Below are 20374 nucleotides of genomic sequence, written 5' to 3'. Positions count from 1 at the left end.
ATCAAGAACGATAATCGGCATTGATAGAGACATAGTCATGCGACAGATCGCAAGTCCAGACCGTGGTTTTAGCCTCACCGCGTCCCAGTTTGACGCGTATCGTGATTTCGCTTTGCTGCATCACGCGCTGACCGTCTTCTTCACGGTAATCAGGATTGCGGCCGCCGCTCTTGGCCACCAAGACCTCATCGAGATACATATCGAGTTTACTGACATCCAGATCGTTGACGCCGGCATAGCCGATCGCCGCCAGGATGCGCCCCAGATTTGGGTCAGACGCAAAGAAGGCGGTTTTTACCAGCGGTGAATGGGCGATAGAATACGCAATCTTGCGGCATTCTTCCAGATCACGCCCCTCTTCCACTGCAATACTGATAAATTTAGTCGCGCCTTCACCATCACGGATAATCATGTGTGCCAGTTTTTGCGACAAGGCATTGACTGCTGTCGCCAATGCCAGATATTCGGGTGAGTCGATCTCGGTAATTTCCAGCTCAGAAGCACCGGTGGCGATCAGCATGAAAGAATCATTGGTCGAGGTGTCGCCATCAATCGTGATGCAATTAAAAGATTGATCAGCCGCTTGCTTGACCATATGCTCCAGCACCGATTGCGAAACCTTGGCATCCATCGCCAGATAACCGAGCATGGTCGCCATATTCGGCTTAATCATGCCGGCGCCTTTACTGATACCTGTCATGGTGACGGGGATGCCGTTGATCACGACGTAGGACGAGGCCGCTTTGGGTTGGGTATCGGTAGTCATGATGGCTTCGGCCGCCGCATACCAATTGTTTTCGCTCAGGCACTCAAGTGCAGCAGGCAAACCGGCGATCAGCTTATCGACCGGCAAAGGCTCGAGGATGACGCCGGTAGAGAAAGGCAAGATCTGGGCTGGCTCGCACTCCAGCAATTCGGCCAGTGCCGAGCAGGTGGCGTTGGCCGCCGCCAAACCAGCGTCGCCGGTACCGGCATTGGCATTGCCGGTATTTACTACCAAAGCACGGATAGGCGCATCGCTCATGTGCAGGGCATCCAGATGCGCCTTGCACACTTGCACCGGCGCGGCACAGAAACGATTGGTGGTAAACACGCCTGCCACCGTCGCCGTTGGAGCCAGCGCCATCACCAGCACATCTTTACGATTTGGTTTCTTGATGCCAGCCTGAGCAAAGCCCAGACGGATGCCAGCGATAGGTTTTAAGTCCGCCGCGACCGGCAGTGGAGAATTAACAGCCATGATAAATATCCTTGCAATGAGATCAATCCATCATTGTAGGGCATTTTTAAATCTGTTTTGTTACATTAGCGTGCGGCCTGCAGAGCTTTAACTTTGCAGGCTGACTCCGCTGGCCGATCTGAGATCAATCACATCAAGATCTGAATAAACTGATCAGGCATGCTGCGCGGTAATCGGGCCTTTGCCGCTGTAACGATCCAGCACTAGATAAATCACCGGCGTGATGAACAAGGTGATCGCCTGCGAGAAAATCAAGCCGCCGACCACCGCCAGACCCAATGGCTGGCGTAACTCAGCGCCCGCCCCCAGGCCGAACGCGATCGGCAGCGCACCGACCAAGGCGGCAAGGGTCGTCATCATGATAGGACGAAAACGTTGGATACAGGCTTCTCGGATCGCCTCGGCTGGCGTCATGCCCTGATGCCTTTGCGCATCCAAGGCAAAATCAATCATCATGATGGCGTTTTTCTTGACGATACCGATCAACAGCAAAATACCTATGGTGGCGATCAGGGTCAGATCCTTATCAAACATTTTCAGCATCAAGAGCGCGCCCACAGCCGCCGACGGCAAACCTGCCAAGATCGTTAAAGGATGGATATAACTCTCGTACAGCACGCCCAGCAAGACATAGATGACCAGCAAGGCAGCGACGATCAAGACCACTTGGCCGGACTGAGAATCTTTAAACACGGCGGCATCGCCACCATACGAAGTAATCACCGAGACTGGCAATTTCAATTCTTCGCGATACGCTTCTATCTTATTGGTGGCGTCACCCAAGGCGGTGCCGGGAGCCAGGTTAAACGACACCGTCACGGCCTGCAATTGACCAACATGGTTAATCGCGGTCGGGCCTACGGTGCGTTTGATGGTGGCGAAACTGGCGAGCGGCACCAGTGCCCCGGTGTTGGCGCGCACATAGATGCCCTCAATCGCAGATTCATCTTGCTTGGCTTGCGGTGCCACTTCCATGATCACCATATAGCTATCGACGCTGGTGTACATGGTAGACACCTGACGCTCACCGAAAGCACTGTAGAGGCTAGACCTGACGCTATCCATATTCACCCCCAAGGCGCTGGCCCTATCCCTATCTATGCTCAAAGATGCTTGCAAGCCTTTGAGCTGCGAATCGGTGGTGACATCTTTAAAGCCGGGGTCAGTGCGCAATTTATCTTGCATTTTTAAGGCCCAGTCACTCAATTCACCGGCCTCTACGCTTTGCAAAATATATTGGTACTGGCTCTTACTAGGGCGACCACCCAGTTGTAGATTTTGGGTAGGACGCAAAAACACATTAATGCCCGCCACCGCGCGCAATTTAGTCCGCAAACCGTCCACCACTTCCTTCATAGGCTTACGTTGATCGCGCGGTTGCAAGTTGACGAACATGCGTCCGTTATTTTGCGCGCCGCTGCCGCCATTAAAGGACGAGGCGGTACGCACATTTGGATCGTCACGGATAATCTTGGCCACTTGATCCTGCAAGATCACCATCGCTGGGAACGAAGTATCCTCAGCAGCCTCGGTCGAGACTTGTATCTGGCCTATGTCTTCTTCCGGAAAAAAACCTTTGGGAATGGTATTGAACAAATAGGCAGTCGCCACAAAGGTCAATACAGCGACGATCAGCACGGCAGTACGATGGCGCAAGGCCAGATCAAGACCACGCGTGTAAGAGCGCAAAGTCGCATTAAAACCGCTCTCAAAACTATGCGTGATCGCTCCCATCCAGCCCGACGGCGGTGGCATCTGATGTTCGCTCTTCAAAAACTGGCTAGCCAGCATAGGCACCAGCGTCAGAGACACGAAGGCCGACACCACAATCGCCAGACTAACGATCACGGCGAACTCATGAAACAATTGGCCGATCACACCCGGCATAAAAAAGATAGGAATGAAGACCGCTATGAGCGAGGTAGAAATTGAAATAATCGTGAAACCAACTTCACGCGAACCCTGTAAGGCCGCCTGAAAAGGTTCCATACCCTGCTCCACATGGCGCATGATATTTTCTAGCATGACGATCGCATCATCGACCACCAAGCCCACCGCCAAGGTCAAACCTAATAAGGAAATATTATCCAGCGTATACCCAAAACCGGACAGCAAAGCGATCGCACCGATCAGCGACACCGGCAAAGACAAAGTAGGAATCAGGGTTGCCACCATGCGGCGTAAAAACAGAAAGATCACCACCACGACCAAGCCTATCGTCAGCAGCAAGGTCAGATTCACATCATGCAGCGCATCACGCACCGAGGCAGATCTGTCATTGGCTAACATAATATTCACAGAGCCGGGCAATTGCGCTTTAAAGCCAGGCATAGCGGCCTTAATAGAATCAACCACCTTAACGGTATTGGCATCGGTCTGGCGCTGTATCGCCAGCATGATGGTGCTTTCGCCATTGAAGTTGGCGGCCGTCTTCACTTGCTCGTAACTATCCTCAACTTGCGCCACGTCGCGCAGGCGCACCACTTGCCCGCCCTTATTGCTGACGATCAGATTGGCAAATTCGGCGGCGTTTTGTAACTGCTTATTCGCCATTAAAGTCAGGGTTTGCTTATCGCCTTCCAGCGTCCCTACCGGTGTATTCACATTCGCGGCGCGCAGACTGATAGAGAGTTCATCGAGCGTCAAATTACGCGCCACCAGAGCATCCGGCATAACGCGAATTCTGACCGCATAACGCTTAATCCCGAAGATATTCACTTGCGCCACACCATCTAAAGTGGAGAGGCTAGGTGAGATCAGATGCTCGGCATAACTGGTCAACTCAGCCAAGCTCAAAGAGGGCGAAGTCATGGCGAGGATCAGCACCGGCGCATCGGCAGGATTGACTTTGCGATACGAAGGCGGCGCCGTCATATCTTGCGGCAGCGAGCGCTGCGCCCGCAGCAAAGCGGCCTGCACATCGACCGCAGCGGCGTCAATATTCCGGTTCTGGTCAAACTCCAGAGTCAGCGAGGTTGAGCCCAGCGTATTGCTAGAACTGATAATCGACAAGCCAGGGATAGTGGCAAATTGCTTTTCCAGCGGCAAAGCCACCGAGGTCGCCATGGTTTCCGGACTAGCGCCGGGCAAGCCAGCAAACACACTGATGACCGGCGTGTTGTAACTAGGTAAGGCAGCCACAGGGATGAAACGATACGCCAATACGCCCGCGACCACGATTGCCAAATTCAGTAGCACCGTCATCACAGGACGGCGAATAAACAGCTCGGACAAATTCATGATGCGCTCGCGCTGGCAGCACTAGAAGCGGGCTTAGGTTCAGGCTTGGAACCCGCCTTATTGTCTACCTTATTTTCCACCTTGGCATCGGCGCCTCTTTCCTTGACCTGCATACCGGGGCGAAGATTTTGCTTGCCATCCAAAATAACTTTGGTACCCGCAACGATTCCACTTACCACAGCATCCTTGCCATAGCTATGCAGCAAATTGACCTTGCGCATGGCGGCCTTGCCTTCCGCATCAACGATATACACAGACTTCTCTTTCGGTCCTATGATGATGGCGTCTTGCGGCACCACGATAGCGTCTTTCAAGGTCAACACGCTCAGTTCTACATTCGCGTAGGCACCTGGCCACAATTTCATTTCTTTATTCTCAAACACCGCTTTTACTTTGACCGTGCCAGAGGCCGCATCCACCATATTATCGACAAATTGCAAGCGCCCCTTAAATTGGCTCTGCCCATCCGGCAAACGCGCCAGCACAAAGCTATCGCTACGTTTCATGCTCTCTAAAGCGTCTTGCAAATTGCGCTGAGGCAGTGGGAAGGTGATGGCGATCGGGTCCATCTGCGTAATCGTTAGCAGCGCAACGCCACTCGCATTGGCCTGCACCGAAGATCCAGTAAAAACATTGATAGCGCCGGTACGTCCAGCGCTGGGAGCGAGGATTTTATTGTAGCCGAGTGCCACCCGCGCGGCAGCGATCGCCGCCTTATCCGACGCGATTACAGCTTGCTGTGCCTGCACTGCAGTCTGACTGGCATCGACGACACTTTGCGCCAGAAATTTTTTCGAGAACAGGTCTTTATTGCGCTCCAGATTGCGCAGATTATCGGCCAGCGTCGCCATGTCTTTGTCCAATTGCGCTTGCGCTTTGGCCAGATTCACCTCATCAATACGGCTATCCAAAGTAAACAAGAGCTCACCAGTGCGTACAAACTGTCCTTCTTTGATATTTACCTTGCTCACCGTGCTATTAACCTGAGCCCGCACTTCGACCGTATTGAGTGCAGAAATAAGACCGTTGGCGCTCAGTAACAATGGGTAATCGCGCTGCTCGGCCACTGCCGTCGTGACGCTGACCGGTTTATTGTTAGGGCCGCCAACCAGATTTTTCCCGGGCATATTTTTATCTGCCGCAGCGCCACCCTCGGGTGTACGTGTGCCGTAGTAGCCAGCACCGGCGACTGCCACAAGCACAGCCGTGATCGTGAAATTTCGTAATTTACTCATCTTATAATTATCCTGTACCGGCGCTGTGCCATTTTGAGCTGTTTAGACCGGAATGTTATGCAAAAGTTCTACCAAGGCAAGATCCTAACAAAGAAAAAGCCAGCACACAGGCTGGCTTTTTCTTTTTATACTTTATGTTACTAAACTAAGTCTTAGTTTCTAGTGCTTATTTACACCACAGCGCCATCGGTATCATCTTTTTCTTTGATAGGCTTGATCAAATCTTCACGCTTCACGCCCAGCCACATGGCAATCGCTGCCGCCACGAACACCGAAGAATAGATACCGAACAAGATACCTATCGTCAAGGCGATTGCGAAGCCGTGCAAAGTAGGTCCGCCAATTAACAACATCGACAACACCATGATCTGGGTACAGCCATGCGTAATCACAGTACGTGAAATAGTGCTGGTAATGGCATTGTCGATCACCTCGGTCACCGAAGTCTTGCGCTGCTTGCGGAAATTTTCACGGATACGATCGAAAATAACCACTGATTCGTTCACCGAATAACCCAATACCGCCAACACCGCTGCCAGTACCGAGAGATTAAATTCCCATTGGAAGAAGGCAAAGAAACCCAGGATGATCACCACGTCATGCAAGTTGGCGATGATCGCAGCGACTGCGTATTTCCATTCGAAACGCAGCGCCAGATACGCCATCACGCCAACGATCACCATCAGCAAGGCGCGCAGACCATCATGCGCCAACTCATCACCCACTTGTGGACCGACGAAGGAAACACTCTGTTTTTTGACGTCAGCATCCTTGGCCAGCAAAGCATTAAATACTTTATCGCCTTGCTGTGCCGTGGTCAGTGCCTTATCTACCGGCAAACGTATCAATACCCTTGAGGCTTCGCCAAAACTTTGTACGTTGGCGTCAGCGATCCCCAAACTATCGATAGTCTTACGCACGTTTTCCAGATTGGCGGGCTTGCTATAACTCACTTCCATCAAGGTACCACCGGTAAACTCTACCGATAAATGCAGACCTCTATGCAGTAGAAAAAATACTGCAGCAACGAAGGTTAACGCGGAAACGACATTAAAAATCAGCGCATGGCGCATGAAGGGAATGTCTTTTTTAATCCTAAATAATTCCATGATGAAGCTCTCTTTTATTCAGTGCGCACTGCAACTGCGGATTGTTCGGTGGTTGCGGTCGGCTTCCAGATTTGTCCTATTGATACAGAGTTGAGTTTTTTCTTACGACCGTACCAGAGATTAACCACGCCACGCGAAACGAACACGGCAGAGAAAATCGAGGTCAAAATACCCAGGCAATGCACCACAGCAAAGCCCTTGATAGGACCGGAACCGAACATCAACAAGGCCAGACCAACGATCAATGTGGTCACATTAGAATCCAAAATAGTCGCCCAGGCTCTGTCGAAACCAGCCGAAATTGCCGCTTGCGCGGTAGCACCGCCACGCAACTCTTCACGAATACGCTCATTGATGAGCACGTTGGCATCAATCGCCATACCCAGAGCCAGCGCAATCGCTGCCATACCTGGCAAGGTCAGGGTCGCCTGCATACCGGACAGCAAAGCCACCAGCAACAGCAAATTAAACGACAAGGCCAGTACGCTGAAGAAACCAAACAACATGTAATACCCAATCATGAAAATCGAGATCGCGGTAAAGCCATACAGCGTTGAATTAAAACCTTGCTTGATATTCTCGGCACCAAGTTGCGGGCCTATAGTGCGCTCCTCTATGATTTCCATGGGAGCCGCCAGCGAACCGGCGCGTAACAACAAAGCCAGATCGGAAGAAGCCGAGGTCGAACCCATGCCGGTGATATTAAAACGTGCACCGAGTTCATCCTGGATAGTGGCAACGGTGAGCAACTCGCCCTTGCCTTTTTCAAACAAGACAATCGCCATTTTTTTACCGATCTTGCCGCGCGTACCTTCGCGCATCTTACGACCACCATCGCCATTGAGATCGATACTCACTGAAGGCTGCTGGTGCTGATCAAAACTGGCGTTGGCACCAGAGATATAGTCACCGGTAATCACAGGATCTTTATACAGAATCGCTGGCCCACCACGGCCTACTTTAAACATTTCTGAACCAAAAGGTACGGCAGTATTTTCATCGACCATGCCGATCACAGTTTCATCGACCAGACGCACTTCCAGCGTGGCAGTTCTACCGATCAATTCTTTGGCGCGTGCCACGTCTTGCACACCGGCCAACTCGACCACGATACGATCCGGGCCTTGCTGCTGTATCAAAGGTTCAGACACACCCAGCTCATTGACACGTTTGGATAAGGCTGTGATGTTTTGTTTCACGCCCTCTGTCATGATTTGCTTCATGGCTTCTGGCTTCATGCTCACTTGCAACAAGAAATCACCGGCCTCAGTACCGACCACTTCCAGCGAATTAGCGTCCTTCATTTGATCTTGCAAAACTGCCTTGGCTTTCAGGCGGGTTGCTTCATCCCGAAATTTTATGCTGACCACGTCGGCTTCGCGGCTAATGCCCGCATGCCGCACTTCTTTTTCACGCAAGACTGAACGCACACTCGCTTGCAGATTCTGCACCTGCTTGGCGACCATCGCCTTGGTGTCAACCTGCATCAAAAAGTGTACGCCGCCCTGCAAATCGAGGCCCAGCACCATAGGCAAGGCACGTATGCTTTGCAACCAGTTAGGCGTGTTCGACAAGAGATTGAAGGCGACAGTGTAAGTAGGATCGGCCAAATCTGGATTCAGGGCTTTTTCCAAAGCGTCTTTGGCTTTGAATTGGGTGTCGGCATCGGCAAAGCGTGCGCGTACCGTTCCCTGTACACCATTATTCTCGTAGAACAAGCCTTCAGTCTTGACGCCCGCTTGCTGTAAAGCTTGTTCAGCGCGGCTGACCATACCACTGTCGACCTTGACGGTAGATTTGGCACTGCTAATTTGTACCGCAGGCGCTTTACCAAAAAAATTCGGCGCAGTGTACAAGGCGCCAAACAGCAGCGCAATCAGGATAATGATGTACTTCCAGAGGGGGTAGCGATTCATAGTGGTTCAGAATAAGTAGTGGTTTTAAAATGCCGACTTAAGCTGACTTAATTAAGCTGACTTAATTGAGCTGGCTTAAATATGCAAAAACGCAGCCCGAAAAAATCCGAGGCTGCGTCAACCAGTGTGCTGATTAAATTGCCTTGATACTGCCCTTAGGCAACAACATGGTAATGGCGCTTTTTTGCACTAGAATTTCAGTGCCACTGCTAATTTCAATGGTGACATAGGCGTCCGCGACCTTGGTCACTTTACCCAAGACACCGCCGGCTGTGACGACTTCGTCGTTTTTCGCCAGTGCATCCATCATAGATTTTTGTTCTTTCTGACGTTTCATCTGCGGACGTATCATCAGGAAATACAGCACCACAAACATCAAAATAATTGGCAAGAAACTCATCAGATCACCACCTGCGCCGAATGGCGAGGATTGTGCGTATGCATTTGAAATAAACACGTTAAAGCTCCAGTAATTGTATAAAATTTGTTATCGGATGTGACTCATTCGACCACCAGCACCGTATATTGTGCCGTTTCAGCCAAATTAAAGTCTAGCGTCCATCCTTACAGCAAAGCGCCACATTCTAGCATTCGGATTACACGCCACGCGCTCTATCTGCGCGAAACTCTGCGACAAACTCAGGAAAACGCTCATCATCGAGGGACTGGCGTATCTTTTTCATCAGATCGAGGTAGTAGTGCAAGTTATGGATGGTATTGAGACGCGCCCCCAGAATTTCGCCAGTACGATGCAAATGATGCAAGTAAGCGCGTGAAAAATTCTTACAGGTATAGCACTCGCAAGTCGCATCCAGCGGCTCTTTTTCCTCTTTGTAACGGGCATTTTTAATTTTGACGTCGCCATAGCGGGTAAAAATCCAGCCGTTGCGCGCATTGCGGGTAGGCATCACGCAATCGAACATATCGATACCATTGGTGACACCGGCCACCAGATCTTCCGGGGTACCGACACCCATCAGGTAATGCGGTTTATTTTCTGGCAGCTTAGGGCCGATATGTTGCAAAACACGCATCATGTCTTCTTTTGGCTCGCCCACCGACAAGCCACCGATCGCGATTCCGTGAAAATTCATTTCATTGAGACCAGCGAGCGACTCATCTCTGAGGTTTTCAAACATACCGCCCTGCACGATACCAAACAGCGCATTCGGATTTTCGCCACGATTGAACTCGTCGATAGAGCGTTGCGCCCAACGCAGAGACATGCGCATCGACTTTCCGGCTTCTTCCGTGGTAGCAGCACGGCCGTCGATCTCGTAAGGGGTGCACTCGTCAAACTGCATGACGATGTCAGAATTTAAGCTGCGCTGTATCTGCATGGAGATTTCTGGCGACAAGAACAGGCGTTCACCATTAATCGGTGAAGAAAACTTCACGCCCTCTTCGGTAATCTTGCGCATCGCGCCTAGTGAAAACACTTGAAAGCCGCCGGAGTCGGTCAGGATAGGTTTATCCCAACCCATAAAATCATGCAGACCACCAAATTTATTGATGACGTTCATGCCCGGACGCAACCACAGATGGAAGGTATTGCCCAGGATGATGTGCGCGTCTATCTCTTTGAGCTCCAGCGGTGACATCGCCTTCACCGAGCCGTAAGTGCCGACCGGCATGAAGATAGGCGTTTCGATGACGCCATGGTTGACACGTACACGGCCACGCCTTGCGGCCGAGGTTTTGTCTTTTTTGATTAAGGTAAACTCTAGCATCTTATTCTTTGTGTTCTGGTGAATTGTCGGTGGAACTAAAGGCCGAACTGCTGGCATTGCTTAACAGCATGGCGTCGCCATAACTGAAAAACCGGTATTGCTGCTTAATTGCATGGCGATACGCTGCGCGGATGCGATCATACCCTGCAAACGCCGAGACCAGCATCAGTAAGCTTGATTTTGGTAAGTGAAAATTGGTGATGAGCCGGTCTACCGTCTTAAACACATAGCCGGGCGTGATAAATAAACGGGTATCGGCACTGCCGGCCTGCAATTGCCCGCTTTGCGAAGCAGACTCTAGCGCCCGCATGCTGGTCGTGCCTACCGCCACCACCGCTTTGCCGCTGGCTTTGGTAGCGCGCACTGCCGCCACGCTCTCCTCCGAGATGGTGTACCACTCGCTATGCATGTTGTGATCGGCTAAATTTTCAGTACGCACCGGCTGAAAGGTGCCAGCCCCTACGTGCAGAGTAACGTAGGCAAAATTAATCCCTTTGGCGCGGCAGCGCTCTAGCAAAGCCTCATCAAAATGCAGACCGGCAGTAGGCGCGGCCACCGCACCGGGCACGCGTGAATACACGGTTTGATAGCGCTGCTCGTCAAAATCGTCGGCATCATGCGTAATATACGGTGGCAAAGGCAGGCGGCCATGCGCCTCGATCAGCTCAAACACATCGCTAGGGAAGTTCAGTGTATAAAACTCACCGGCGCGTTCGCCAACAATGACGTCAAACTGATCGGCCAGACGTATTTTAGTTCCTGCCGGCGGCGACTTTGAGGCCCGCACCTGCGCCAGTACGGCGCGTTGTTCGTCGGTGTTAGCGAGTACGCGCTCCACCAGCACCTCGACTTTGCCACCGCTTTCTTTAACGCCAAAGAAACGCGCTTTCAAGACACGGGTATCGTTAAAGACCAGCAAATCGCCGGCAGTCAGGTGCTCGAGTACATCGGCAAAACTTTGGTCGCTTAGCGTATCGGTCCCCACATGCAACAGGCGCGAAGCCGAACGCTGCGGCAAGGGCAGTTGCGCGATCAAGGCTTCAGGCAAGACAAAATCAAAATCGGATAAAGAATACGTCATGGAAATTATCTAAAAAAATACGGCAAAAGGAAATCTAAAAGCGGATGCGCATACTGCATGCGGCCTACAGGCCGAAAATGCCCTGGAAACCGCATGGATATTGCGCACCTAAAAAATATTCAGGGGAAAAACACCAGAAAAACGCTGTAAATATATGATCAAAAGCGATACACTGTATAAAAAACCAGTAGAATACTATTCTTATTAGCAAGAATACCTGCCAGATTTGCTTTTAAGGCAAAAGTCAGACTATTCTCCACTGCTTATTCGCCACTTATCGCTATTTAATTACGCCCGCTATTTTACACGTCATGACGACTGCCACGCCTAGCAAGACTGAGAAAGCCCGTCCGGCCAAGCCAGCCGCCACGCTGGAACAGAAATTTGCACGCTTAGGGATGCGTAGCGATATGGATTTTGTCTTGCACCTGCCGATGCGCTATGAAGACGAAACCGAGATCGTTTCTATGCGCGATGCCAGCTTGCGCGGTGGCAGTATGGTGCAGATCGAAGGCGTGATCACAGAATGCGATATCCAATACCGGCCGCGACGCCAGTTGGTGGTGACGATAGCCGACGACACCGCGCAAGTGGTGCTACGTTTTCTGAACTTTTACGGTAGCCAAACCAAGCAAATGGCAGTCGGCGCCAGAGTGCGGGCGCGCGGCGAATTGCGTCACGGTTTCTTCGGCGCAGAAATGGTACACCCTGGCTACAAGATGGTGAACCAGGGCGCAGCGCTGCCAACCGCCTTGACGCCCGTGTATCCGGCCGGTGAAGGCGTATCGCAAACCGTCTTGCGCAAGGCGATCTTGCAGGCCATGAGCAAGGTCAATTGGCAAGACACCTTAAGCCCAGCTCTGCTGAGCCGACTCGGTCTGGATGGTTTCGAGGCCAGCGTCAAACTCCTGCACAACCCGCCAGCCGAAGTCGATCAATACAGTTTGATGGAGCATAGCCACCCAGCTTGGGAGCGCATGAAATTCGATGAGCTATTGGCGCAACAACTCTCACTCAAACGCGCTCAGGCAGCACGCCGCAATAAGGGAGCGACCGCCTTGCCCGTGGTGGGTGAATTGTCAGCGGCATTTTTAATGAATCTGCCGTTCGCGCTAACCCAGGCACAAGAGCGTGTGTTGGCCGAGATCCGTGCCGACCTAAAACAAGATTATCCTATGCAACGCCTGTTGCAAGGTGACGTAGGTAGCGGCAAAACCATCGTTGCGGCACTGGCGGCGGTGCAAGCCATCGATAGCGGTTTTCAAGCTGTCTTGATGGCACCGACCGAGATTTTAGCGGAACAGCATTTCCGGAAATTAGCGCAATGGCTAGAACCCTTAGGGATCAAGAGCGCCTGGCTGACCGGCAGTTTAAAAAAGAAAGAAAAGGAGCTGGCTTTAAGCCTGATCGCCTCGGGTGAAGCACAACTGGTGATAGGCACGCATGCGCTGATACAAGACACCGTGCAATTTGCCAAGCTCGGTTTAGTGGTGGTGGATGAACAGCATCGCTTTGGAGTCGGCCAGCGCCTGACCCTACGCAATAAAGGCGTGGCCGGCCAGGTGCCGCATCAACTGATGATGTCGGCCACACCGATACCGCGCACATTAGCGATGACCTATTACGCCGATCTGGAAGTATCGGTGATCGATGAATTACCGCCTGGCCGCACGCCTATCGTGACGCGCATGGTGGATCAGCAAAGACGCGAAGAAGTGATCGCGCGGGTACACGCGGCGGCACTGGACGGCAAACAAGCCTACTGGGTGTGCCCGCTGATAGAAGAATCGGAGGCACTGCAACTACAAACCGCCACCGACACCTACAGTATGCTGGCGGAAGCACTGCCCGATTTAAGGGTCGGTCTGGTACACGGCAAACTCAAGCCGGCCGAGAAACAACTGGTGATGGATGCGTTTATCCGCAACGAAGTGCAGGTACTGGTTGCCACCACGGTGATTGAGGTCGGGGTCGATGTACCGAATGCCAGCCTGATGGTGATCGAGCACGCCGAGCGTTTTGGGCTCTCGCAATTGCACCAGTTGCGTGGCCGGGTCGGGCGCGGTGCCGCTGCCAGCGTTTGCTTGCTGCTGTATCAGGGGCCACTGGGCGGCACCGCCAAACAAAGGCTGATGACCATGCGCGAAACCACCGACGGTTTTGAAATTGCCCGCAAAGATCTGGAACTACGCGGCCCCGGAGAGTTTCTCGGCGCACGCCAATCTGGCGAAGCCATGTTACGCTTCGCCAACTTAGAGACCGATCAATGGCTAGTCGATAAGGCGCGCGCACTCGCCATCGAATTACTACAACATGATCTGCCCACGGTAGAGGCACATTTGCAGCGCTGGCTGGGGCAAAAAGAAGAATTTTTACGGGTGTAGTTGCGTTTAAATCTGAAGTTCTGCAACTCCCTATTTCCTTCAAAAAATTAAGCAGGAACACCCATGCAAGCAATTCGCCTCATCACTATAGTCAACGCCGATCTAAACAATCCACACCATGCCGCAGCAGTTGTGGAATTACTCAACGACTATGCCTGCGATCCTATGGGCGGCGCTGAGGCACTTTCGGATTTTTGCCAGACCAACTTGGTGAGTGAACTAAAAAAACGCCAGAATATCCACGTAATCTTAGCCTGGGTCGATGGGGTGGCGGCCGGTCTGAGTATTTGCATAGAAGGATTTTCCACCTTTGCTTGCCAGCCCTTGCTGAACATTCATGACATCGCGGTTAGTGCGCGCTTTCGCGGACTAGGTATCGCCAAACAGATGCTGGCACACTTAGAACAGATCGCCCTCTCGCGTAATTGTTGCAAAATCACACTAGAAGTCTTGCAAGGCAATACACCCGCCCACGCTCTGTATTCAGCGCAAGGATTTGCAGGCTATCAGCTTGCCCCCTCTCTGGGCGGTGCCATCATGATGCAAAAAAAATTAAGCTAAGCCTATAAATAAAATAGCACGTCCGTTTGAATTTTCTCAATTCAGGACGTCTTACAGGCTAAAATAGGGCATACACAAACCCACCAAACTAGCCAGCGCGAGGAAAAAAATGAGTCATACGAATATCGATTTTACCGGCCGAGTCGCCATTATCACAGGAGCAGGTGGTGGACTGGGGCGCGAGCACGCACTAGCGCTGGCCAAGCGCGGCGCGAAAGTGCTGGTCAATGATTTGGGCGGCGCCCGAGATGGCTCCGGCGGCTCTTCAGCCGCTGCCTTGGCGGTGGTAGAAGAAATCAAAAATATGGGTGGGGAAGCGATTGCCAACGGTGCCTCGGTCACCGATTTTGCTGCGGTCGAAGCGATGGTGAAGCAGGCCATGGATACCTGGGGCCGCGTCGACATCCTGATCAATAATGCGGGCATCCTGCGCGACAAGAGTTTTGCCAAGATGGAGCTGGACGATTTTAAACTGGTGCTCGATGTACATTTGATGGGCGCGGTCAATTGCTGCAAAGCGGTCTGGCCGGTCATGACGGAACAAAAATATGGCCGTATCCTGATGACCACCTCGTCTTCTGGCCTGTATGGCAATTTCGGCCAATCGAATTACGGCACCGCGAAAATGGCCCTGGTGGGATTGATGCAAACCCTGTCTATCGAGGGTGCGAAATTCGATATCCGCGTGAACAGTCTGGCACCGACTGCCGCCACCCGCATGACCGAAAATTTATTCCCGGAAGCCATGCTGCAAGCCTTGCAAGCCTCAGATGTGGTGCCAGCCATGTTGGTGCTAACCGCAGAAAATGCCCCGACTCGTACCATCTTATGCGCCGGTGCCGGTAGCTTTGAAGCTGCGCATATCACCATGACCAGCGGTGCCTGGATAGGGCGCGGCGACGACGCAGCAGAACAATTAGCCGCACAATTGGCAGGCATTAAAAATCGGGATGGCGAAATCGTTCCGGAAACCGGTCTGGCCCAAGGACACCATGAGCTGACCCGTGCCATGAGCCAAACCCATCCGGATTAGTCGCCAAAACCATACCGTGATCGCCTTACCCGACGCAACACCAAGGCCATAATGGGCACGCCGCTAGCGCTGCCTAGTGTTCATGCTGTTGCGTCATTTTTAAAGCCCTACCCTATTTCTACATTTGCGACTAAGATTAGCGATGACAGGATGCACGCGTGCCCGGTCTAAGCTGAGCCTAGGCCCTGGTTCTGAGCATGCAGCAAGCATGTTCTGCAGACAGTCTTAGTCGTCATATCGTTACCTACAGCCTTACCTACAGCAATAGCACTATGAGTAAGATTTTCCTTAAAGTAATCGCCAGCTACTGTCTGTTTTTAGGCCTATTGATCACGATTGCCGGCTTCGGAGTGTATAGCGTTGCCAGCTTACACAGCGCCAATCAGCGCGTAATCCATGAGGACGTGGCGATAGGCATGGCAGCCAAAGACCTGCGTTTTTCAATTTCGCGCGTCCGTCAAAAAGAAAAAAGCAGCTTCATCTCGATCGGACGCCAATTTGACCCACAACGTAACGATCATGTCAGCCAGGAGATGAAAGGCTACAACCTGTATGTAGAGATACTGATAGAAGACATAGACAAATTATCTAAGCTGCCTATCTCCCAAGCATCGCACGACTTTCTGGTCAACATGAAGGACGAAACCAGGCTATATCAAGCCGAGATGAACACGATTTATCAGGAAATTGAAAAAGGGGAAATTCTATCCGCGCGCGATGCCGATGACAGACTCCTGCCCTACAAAAAATATATACGGGATAACCGGGAAGGCATACAGGAAATTTTTGAGCAATCCAAAAACAATGCGGAGCGTGCGACGCTGCAATTAGAAGCAAGCTCAAAAAAAATTGAAACCACGATTTTGTTTTTGGCTGGAACCGCCACGTTGCTCGGCCTGCTAGCCGCGCTGTACACCAGTCGCCTGCTGGCGCGCTCCGAAAAAACCAATGCGCAACTCAATCAAGAGTTAGAACTAAGGGTAAAGGCACGCACCCAGGCTTTACAGGAAAGTAATCAAAACCTCAAAAAAACCTCGGCACATTTGGAAGGCGCAAAAGACGAGTTGGTCAAAAACGAGAAACTGGTGTCGCTAGGCTCCTTGGTGGCAGGTGTCGCACACGAACTCAATACACCGATAGGGGTAGCCGTATTAAGCGCTACCACGCTGCAAGACGATGTCAGAGATTTTAAGCAAGCGCTGGAACAAGGAATCAGCAAGAGCGCTCTGACGCGCCACTTAGATCACAGCGCTGAGGGGCTCAGGCTGATTACCAATAATCTGAGCCGGGCAGCGCAATTGATAGGCAATTTCAAAGAGTTCTCGGTCGATCAAACCTCAGAACGACGCCGTAGTTTTTGTCTGGCTGAAGTGGTTGCTGAAGTCGTGCTTAGCTTAGGCGCTACGCTCAAAACCAGTACCCACAGCTTACAGATCGCGATACCGGAAAATATAGTCATGGATGCCTACCCTGGCCCCTTAGGTCAGATCTGCATCAACCTGATTAATAATGCCTTGATCCATGGTTTGGAAGGGCAGGAGCAGGGCAGCATACAGATTAGCGCGCAACAGATCGATGAGAAATATGTAGAACTACGCATTAGCGACAATGGCAAAGGCATGAGCGCGGAAATCGCTGCACATGTCTTTGATCCATTTTTCAGCACCAAAATCGGACAAGGCGGCAGCGGTCTGGGCATGCATATCGTCCAAACCATCGTCAACAAATACTTCGGCGGCAGCATCAGCTTGAGTACCCAACCTGGCATAGGCAGCACCTGGATACTGCATTTAAAAAACCTAGCACCAGTCTTTCAGTCTGAGGTGAGCGAATTCGACTTCCAGGCTAGTGCTAAGGAATCGCCGCCAGAACCAAATAAGCCCGCTCCCAAGCCAGTATAAGTTTCTTTATTCGCAAGCATGAAAAATAAATACTCCCCATCAGTATGCTTATTTTTAATACATATCGCGCAATAAGCATAAGCGATTAAAAATATACTCCCATGATTTCATGCAATTTATGGAAAACACCAATAACTGTTTGCTGACGCATTGAATTGACTGTGCCACACTGTACAACATGACACTCACAGAATTAAAATACATCGTGGCAGTCGCCCGCCACAAGCACTTTGGGCACGCGGCAGAAGCCTGTTTTGTCGCGCAACCTACACTCTCGGTCGCCATCAAAAAACTCGAAGATGAACTCGGCGTCACCATCTTTGAACGCGGCGGCACTGAAGTTTCCAGCACCCCTTTGGGCGCGCAAATCGTCGCGCAAGCTGAACGCGTTTTGGAGCAAACTGCCGCCATCAAAGAAATTGCCAAGCAAAATAAAGATCCCTTAGCTGGTCCTTTCCGGCTGGGCGTGATCTACACCATTGCACCTTATCTACTGCCAGCGCTGGTCAAAAATATGATCACGCAAGTGCCGCAAATGCCGCTGATCTTGCAAGAAAATTTTACTGTCAAATTGATGGAGTTACTGCGTCAGGGTGAACTCGATGCCGCCATCATGGCCCTGCCCTTACCAGACCATGGCATGATGGTGCAAGCGCTGTACGATGAACCGTTTATCGTGGCACTTCCCAAAGACCATGCCTGGGCTGAGCGCAGCGAAATTTCTACAAAAGAACTCAAAACCGAAACCATGCTGCTACTGGGCAATGGACATTGCTTCCGCGACCAGGTGCTGGAAGTTTGTCCGGAGATGTCGCGTTTTTCTACGAATGGCGATGGCATCACCCGTACCTTCGAAGGCTCCTCGCTGGAAACCATACGGCATATGGTCGCCTCAGGCATAGGTATTACCGTGCTGCCTATGGCCTCGATCAGCAAACATGATGCCAAGGATGGCATGCTACGTTATTTGCCGTTTAGCGCCCCAGTACCAGACCGTCGCATCGTGATCGCCTGGCGCAAGAGCTTTACCCGTCAAGCAGCGATAGAAGCGATCCGCCAGGCAGTACTAAGTTGCGACTTGTCTGGCGTCACCATGCTGGACATCCCTGCCTGCGCGCAATAAGCACAGCAGCGGCTCAGTCTGCCGCGCTTTATCATGCAGCTGTCCCATCCGGCAGCTCGCTAGCGTTTATAATTCACCACAATTTTACTCGCGGGCACCAGCCCCCTTACCTCTCCATGTCCTTGATCTTTACGCGACTCGCGCTGTATTTCAAATTACTCCGCCTCGATAAACCCATAGGCATTTTATTGCTGCTTTGGCCGACTTTAGCGGCCATCTGGTTCGCATCCGACGGCAAGCCAGCATGGCATATCGTCGCGATATTTTCTTTGGGCACAGTATTGATGCGCTCGGCTGGATGCGCCATCAACGATTATGCCGATCGCGATTTTGATAAGCACGTCAAACGCACCGCCGAGCGGCCACTTACCAGCGGCAAGATCAAGAGCTGGGAAGCGCTGGTATTAGCTGGCCTGCTAGCCTTATTTGCGTTTGCCTTGATACTTCCGCTCAATAGTTTGACCAAGCAACTCTCGATCGCAGCCGTCGCCATCGCCGCCAGTTACCCGTATTTCAAACGCTTTTTTGCGATACCTCAGGCCTATCTTGGCATCGCATTTGGCTTTGGCATCCCTATGGCATTTGCTGCGATACAAAACAGCATCCCTTTGATCGCCTGGATCTTGCTAGTGGCGAATATTTTTTGGGCTATCGCCTACGACACCGAATACGCCATGGTCGATAAAGACGATGATATAAAAATCGGCATCCGCACTTCAGCGATTACCTTTGGCCGCTACGACGTAGTTGCTATCATGCTCAGTTACGTTATGAGTTTTGCGCTGATCTTATATGCTGGCTGGCAATTTGGTTTGCGCAGCTGGTTTCTAATTGGCATGCTGAGCGCGTGTGCCTGCGCGATCTATCACTATCGCTTAATCAAAGAACGCGATCGGATGTCTTGCTTCGCGGCATTTAGGCATAACAACTGGTTGGGTGCAGCCATTTTTACAGGAATTGCGCTCGATTACGCTCTGAAATAATACGCAAAAATGCCTCTCATTTTTTGATTTTTAGCAAAATGTAGATTTATTGAGCTGTCGCAAACATTGTTAATGAACTATGCTTACACTTAAGTTATAAATTTAACGCAAGCATTTCTTCCACCGCAAACCGAAAGGACGCATCATGAGCTCAGCAGAAAATCACAAAGAAAAACTTTTGCATGATTTAAACCAGGTCATACGCGATGCGGAAGACTTGCTCAAGCATTCAGAACAAGCCGCTGGTGATGGTTTTAAATCGGCTAAATCAAAGTTTGAATCTACCCTCAGAAACGCCAAATCAGAAGTGGCCCGTATCGAAGACATGGTGGTCACCCGCAGTAAAGATGCGGCACGTGCTACCGATGTGTATGTAAAGGAAAATCCTTGGCAATCGGCTGGTATTGCCGCAGGTGTAGGCTTACTGGTCGGCTTACTCATCAGCCGGAAATAATTCATGGCGATCGTCGATTCTGTCGGACGCTTGGCGGGCACTTTAGTTGGCATCCTACACACCCGACTAGGTTTGATCGCGGTGGAGGTGGAAGAAGAAATGTCGCGCTTTTCTTCCTATCTGCTGTGGTCGCTAGTCGCCTTATTTTGTGGCGGCATTGCCGTCTTACTTGGCGTGTTATTGGTAGTCGCGCTCTTTTGGGATACCCATAGAATCGAGGTCTTATTGACGCTGATCGCGGTATTTACGGCGAGCGCACTGATACTGGCGTGGCGATTAAGCAAGGCCCTCAAAAACAAACCTAGATTACTGGCGTACTCTTTAAACGAGTTAAGCAAGGATGTCGCGAACTTACGCGGCGACGCCGGGCAAGCACACTAAACC

16 protein-coding genes are annotated in these 20374 nt (G+C 51.4%); 8 read left to right on the top strand and 8 right to left on the bottom strand.

The features are described 5' to 3' along the window. Window position 1: 1 nt before the first annotated feature. From argJ to queA, 8 genes are all read right to left on the bottom strand, one after another. On the bottom strand, window positions 2-1240 hold the full coding sequence (gene argJ / locus EJN92_RS13460; protein WP_126128306.1) for a bifunctional glutamate N-acetyltransferase/amino-acid acetyltransferase ArgJ: 1239 nt from the start codon (window positions 1238-1240) through the stop codon (window positions 2-4). Window positions 1241-1393: 153 nt separating this feature from the next. Further along, window positions 1394-4480 carry an efflux RND transporter permease subunit gene (locus tag EJN92_RS13455; protein ID WP_126128305.1) on the bottom strand — a complete coding sequence of 1029 codons (3087 nt, stop codon included), beginning with the start codon at window positions 4478-4480 and terminating at the stop codon, window positions 1394-1396. Continuing rightward, on the bottom strand, window positions 4477-5715 hold the full coding sequence (locus EJN92_RS13450) for an efflux RND transporter periplasmic adaptor subunit (protein ID WP_126128304.1): 1239 nt from the start codon (window positions 5713-5715) through the stop codon (window positions 4477-4479). Before EJN92_RS13450 ends, EJN92_RS13455 begins: the two co-directional genes overlap by 4 nt. 170 nt (window positions 5716-5885) lie before the next feature. Further along, window positions 5886-6824, bottom strand: coding sequence for a protein translocase subunit SecF (gene secF / locus EJN92_RS13445; protein ID WP_126128303.1), 939 nt, complete (start codon window positions 6822-6824; stop codon window positions 5886-5888). A 14-nt stretch (window positions 6825-6838) separates the two neighbouring features. Next, the gene (gene secD / locus EJN92_RS13440; protein WP_126128302.1) at window positions 6839-8740 is read right to left on the bottom strand and encodes a protein translocase subunit SecD; all 1902 of its coding nucleotides are present in this window, start codon (window positions 8738-8740) and stop codon (window positions 6839-6841) included. Window positions 8741-8873: 133 nt separating this feature from the next. Then, a complete protein-coding gene (gene yajC / locus EJN92_RS13435; protein WP_126128301.1) occupies window positions 8874-9197 on the bottom strand; it encodes a preprotein translocase subunit YajC in 324 nt (107 codons plus the stop codon). A gap of 139 nt (window positions 9198-9336) precedes the next feature. Next, window positions 9337-10470: a tRNA guanosine(34) transglycosylase Tgt gene (tgt, locus tag EJN92_RS13430; protein ID WP_126128300.1), complete on the bottom strand. Its 1134-nt coding sequence runs from the start codon at window positions 10468-10470 to the stop codon at window positions 9337-9339. Between the two features lies 1 nt (window position 10471). Continuing rightward, on the bottom strand, window positions 10472-11551 hold the full coding sequence (queA, locus tag EJN92_RS13425) for a tRNA preQ1(34) S-adenosylmethionine ribosyltransferase-isomerase QueA (RefSeq protein WP_126128299.1): 1080 nt from the start codon (window positions 11549-11551) through the stop codon (window positions 10472-10474). A 311-nt stretch (window positions 11552-11862) separates the two neighbouring features. Between queA and recG the strand changes: the two genes are divergently transcribed. From recG to EJN92_RS13385, 8 genes are all read left to right on the top strand, one after another. Further along, complete coding sequence (gene recG, locus EJN92_RS13420; protein WP_126128298.1) at window positions 11863-13935, top strand: ATP-dependent DNA helicase RecG; 2073 nt, start codon at window positions 11863-11865, stop codon at window positions 13933-13935. A 63-nt stretch (window positions 13936-13998) separates the two neighbouring features. Continuing rightward, window positions 13999-14496, top strand: a complete 498-nt coding sequence (locus EJN92_RS13415) for a GNAT family N-acetyltransferase (RefSeq protein WP_126128297.1) — start codon at window positions 13999-14001, stop codon at window positions 14494-14496. A 109-nt stretch (window positions 14497-14605) separates the two neighbouring features. After that, the gene (locus EJN92_RS13410; RefSeq protein ID WP_126128296.1) at window positions 14606-15529 is read left to right on the top strand and encodes an SDR family NAD(P)-dependent oxidoreductase; all 924 of its coding nucleotides are present in this window, start codon (window positions 14606-14608) and stop codon (window positions 15527-15529) included. Between the two features lie 272 nt (window positions 15530-15801). Next, entirely contained in the window at window positions 15802-17430 is a 1629-nt protein-coding gene (locus EJN92_RS13405) for an ATP-binding protein (protein WP_170174903.1), read from the top strand. A gap of 178 nt (window positions 17431-17608) precedes the next feature. Next, window positions 17609-18553 (top strand): LysR substrate-binding domain-containing protein, encoded by a 945-nt coding sequence (locus EJN92_RS13400; RefSeq protein WP_126128294.1) that lies wholly within the window; start codon window positions 17609-17611, stop codon window positions 18551-18553. Window positions 18554-18669: 116 nt separating this feature from the next. Then, the gene (ubiA, locus tag EJN92_RS13395; RefSeq protein WP_126128293.1) at window positions 18670-19536 is read left to right on the top strand and encodes a 4-hydroxybenzoate octaprenyltransferase; all 867 of its coding nucleotides are present in this window, start codon (window positions 18670-18672) and stop codon (window positions 19534-19536) included. A gap of 145 nt (window positions 19537-19681) precedes the next feature. Next, the gene (locus EJN92_RS13390) at window positions 19682-19990 is read left to right on the top strand and encodes an ElaB/YgaM/YqjD family protein (protein WP_126128292.1); all 309 of its coding nucleotides are present in this window, start codon (window positions 19682-19684) and stop codon (window positions 19988-19990) included. Window positions 19991-19993: 3 nt separating this feature from the next. Further along, the gene (locus EJN92_RS13385; protein WP_126128291.1) at window positions 19994-20371 is read left to right on the top strand and encodes a phage holin family protein; all 378 of its coding nucleotides are present in this window, start codon (window positions 19994-19996) and stop codon (window positions 20369-20371) included. Window positions 20372-20374 lie beyond the last annotated feature (3 nt).

Origin of the sequence: Undibacterium parvum (assembly GCF_003955735.1) — a bacterium.
Classification (GTDB): domain Bacteria; phylum Pseudomonadota; class Gammaproteobacteria; order Burkholderiales; family Burkholderiaceae_D; genus Undibacterium; species Undibacterium parvum.
This window is presented reverse-complemented; position numbering and strand designations above follow the sequence as displayed.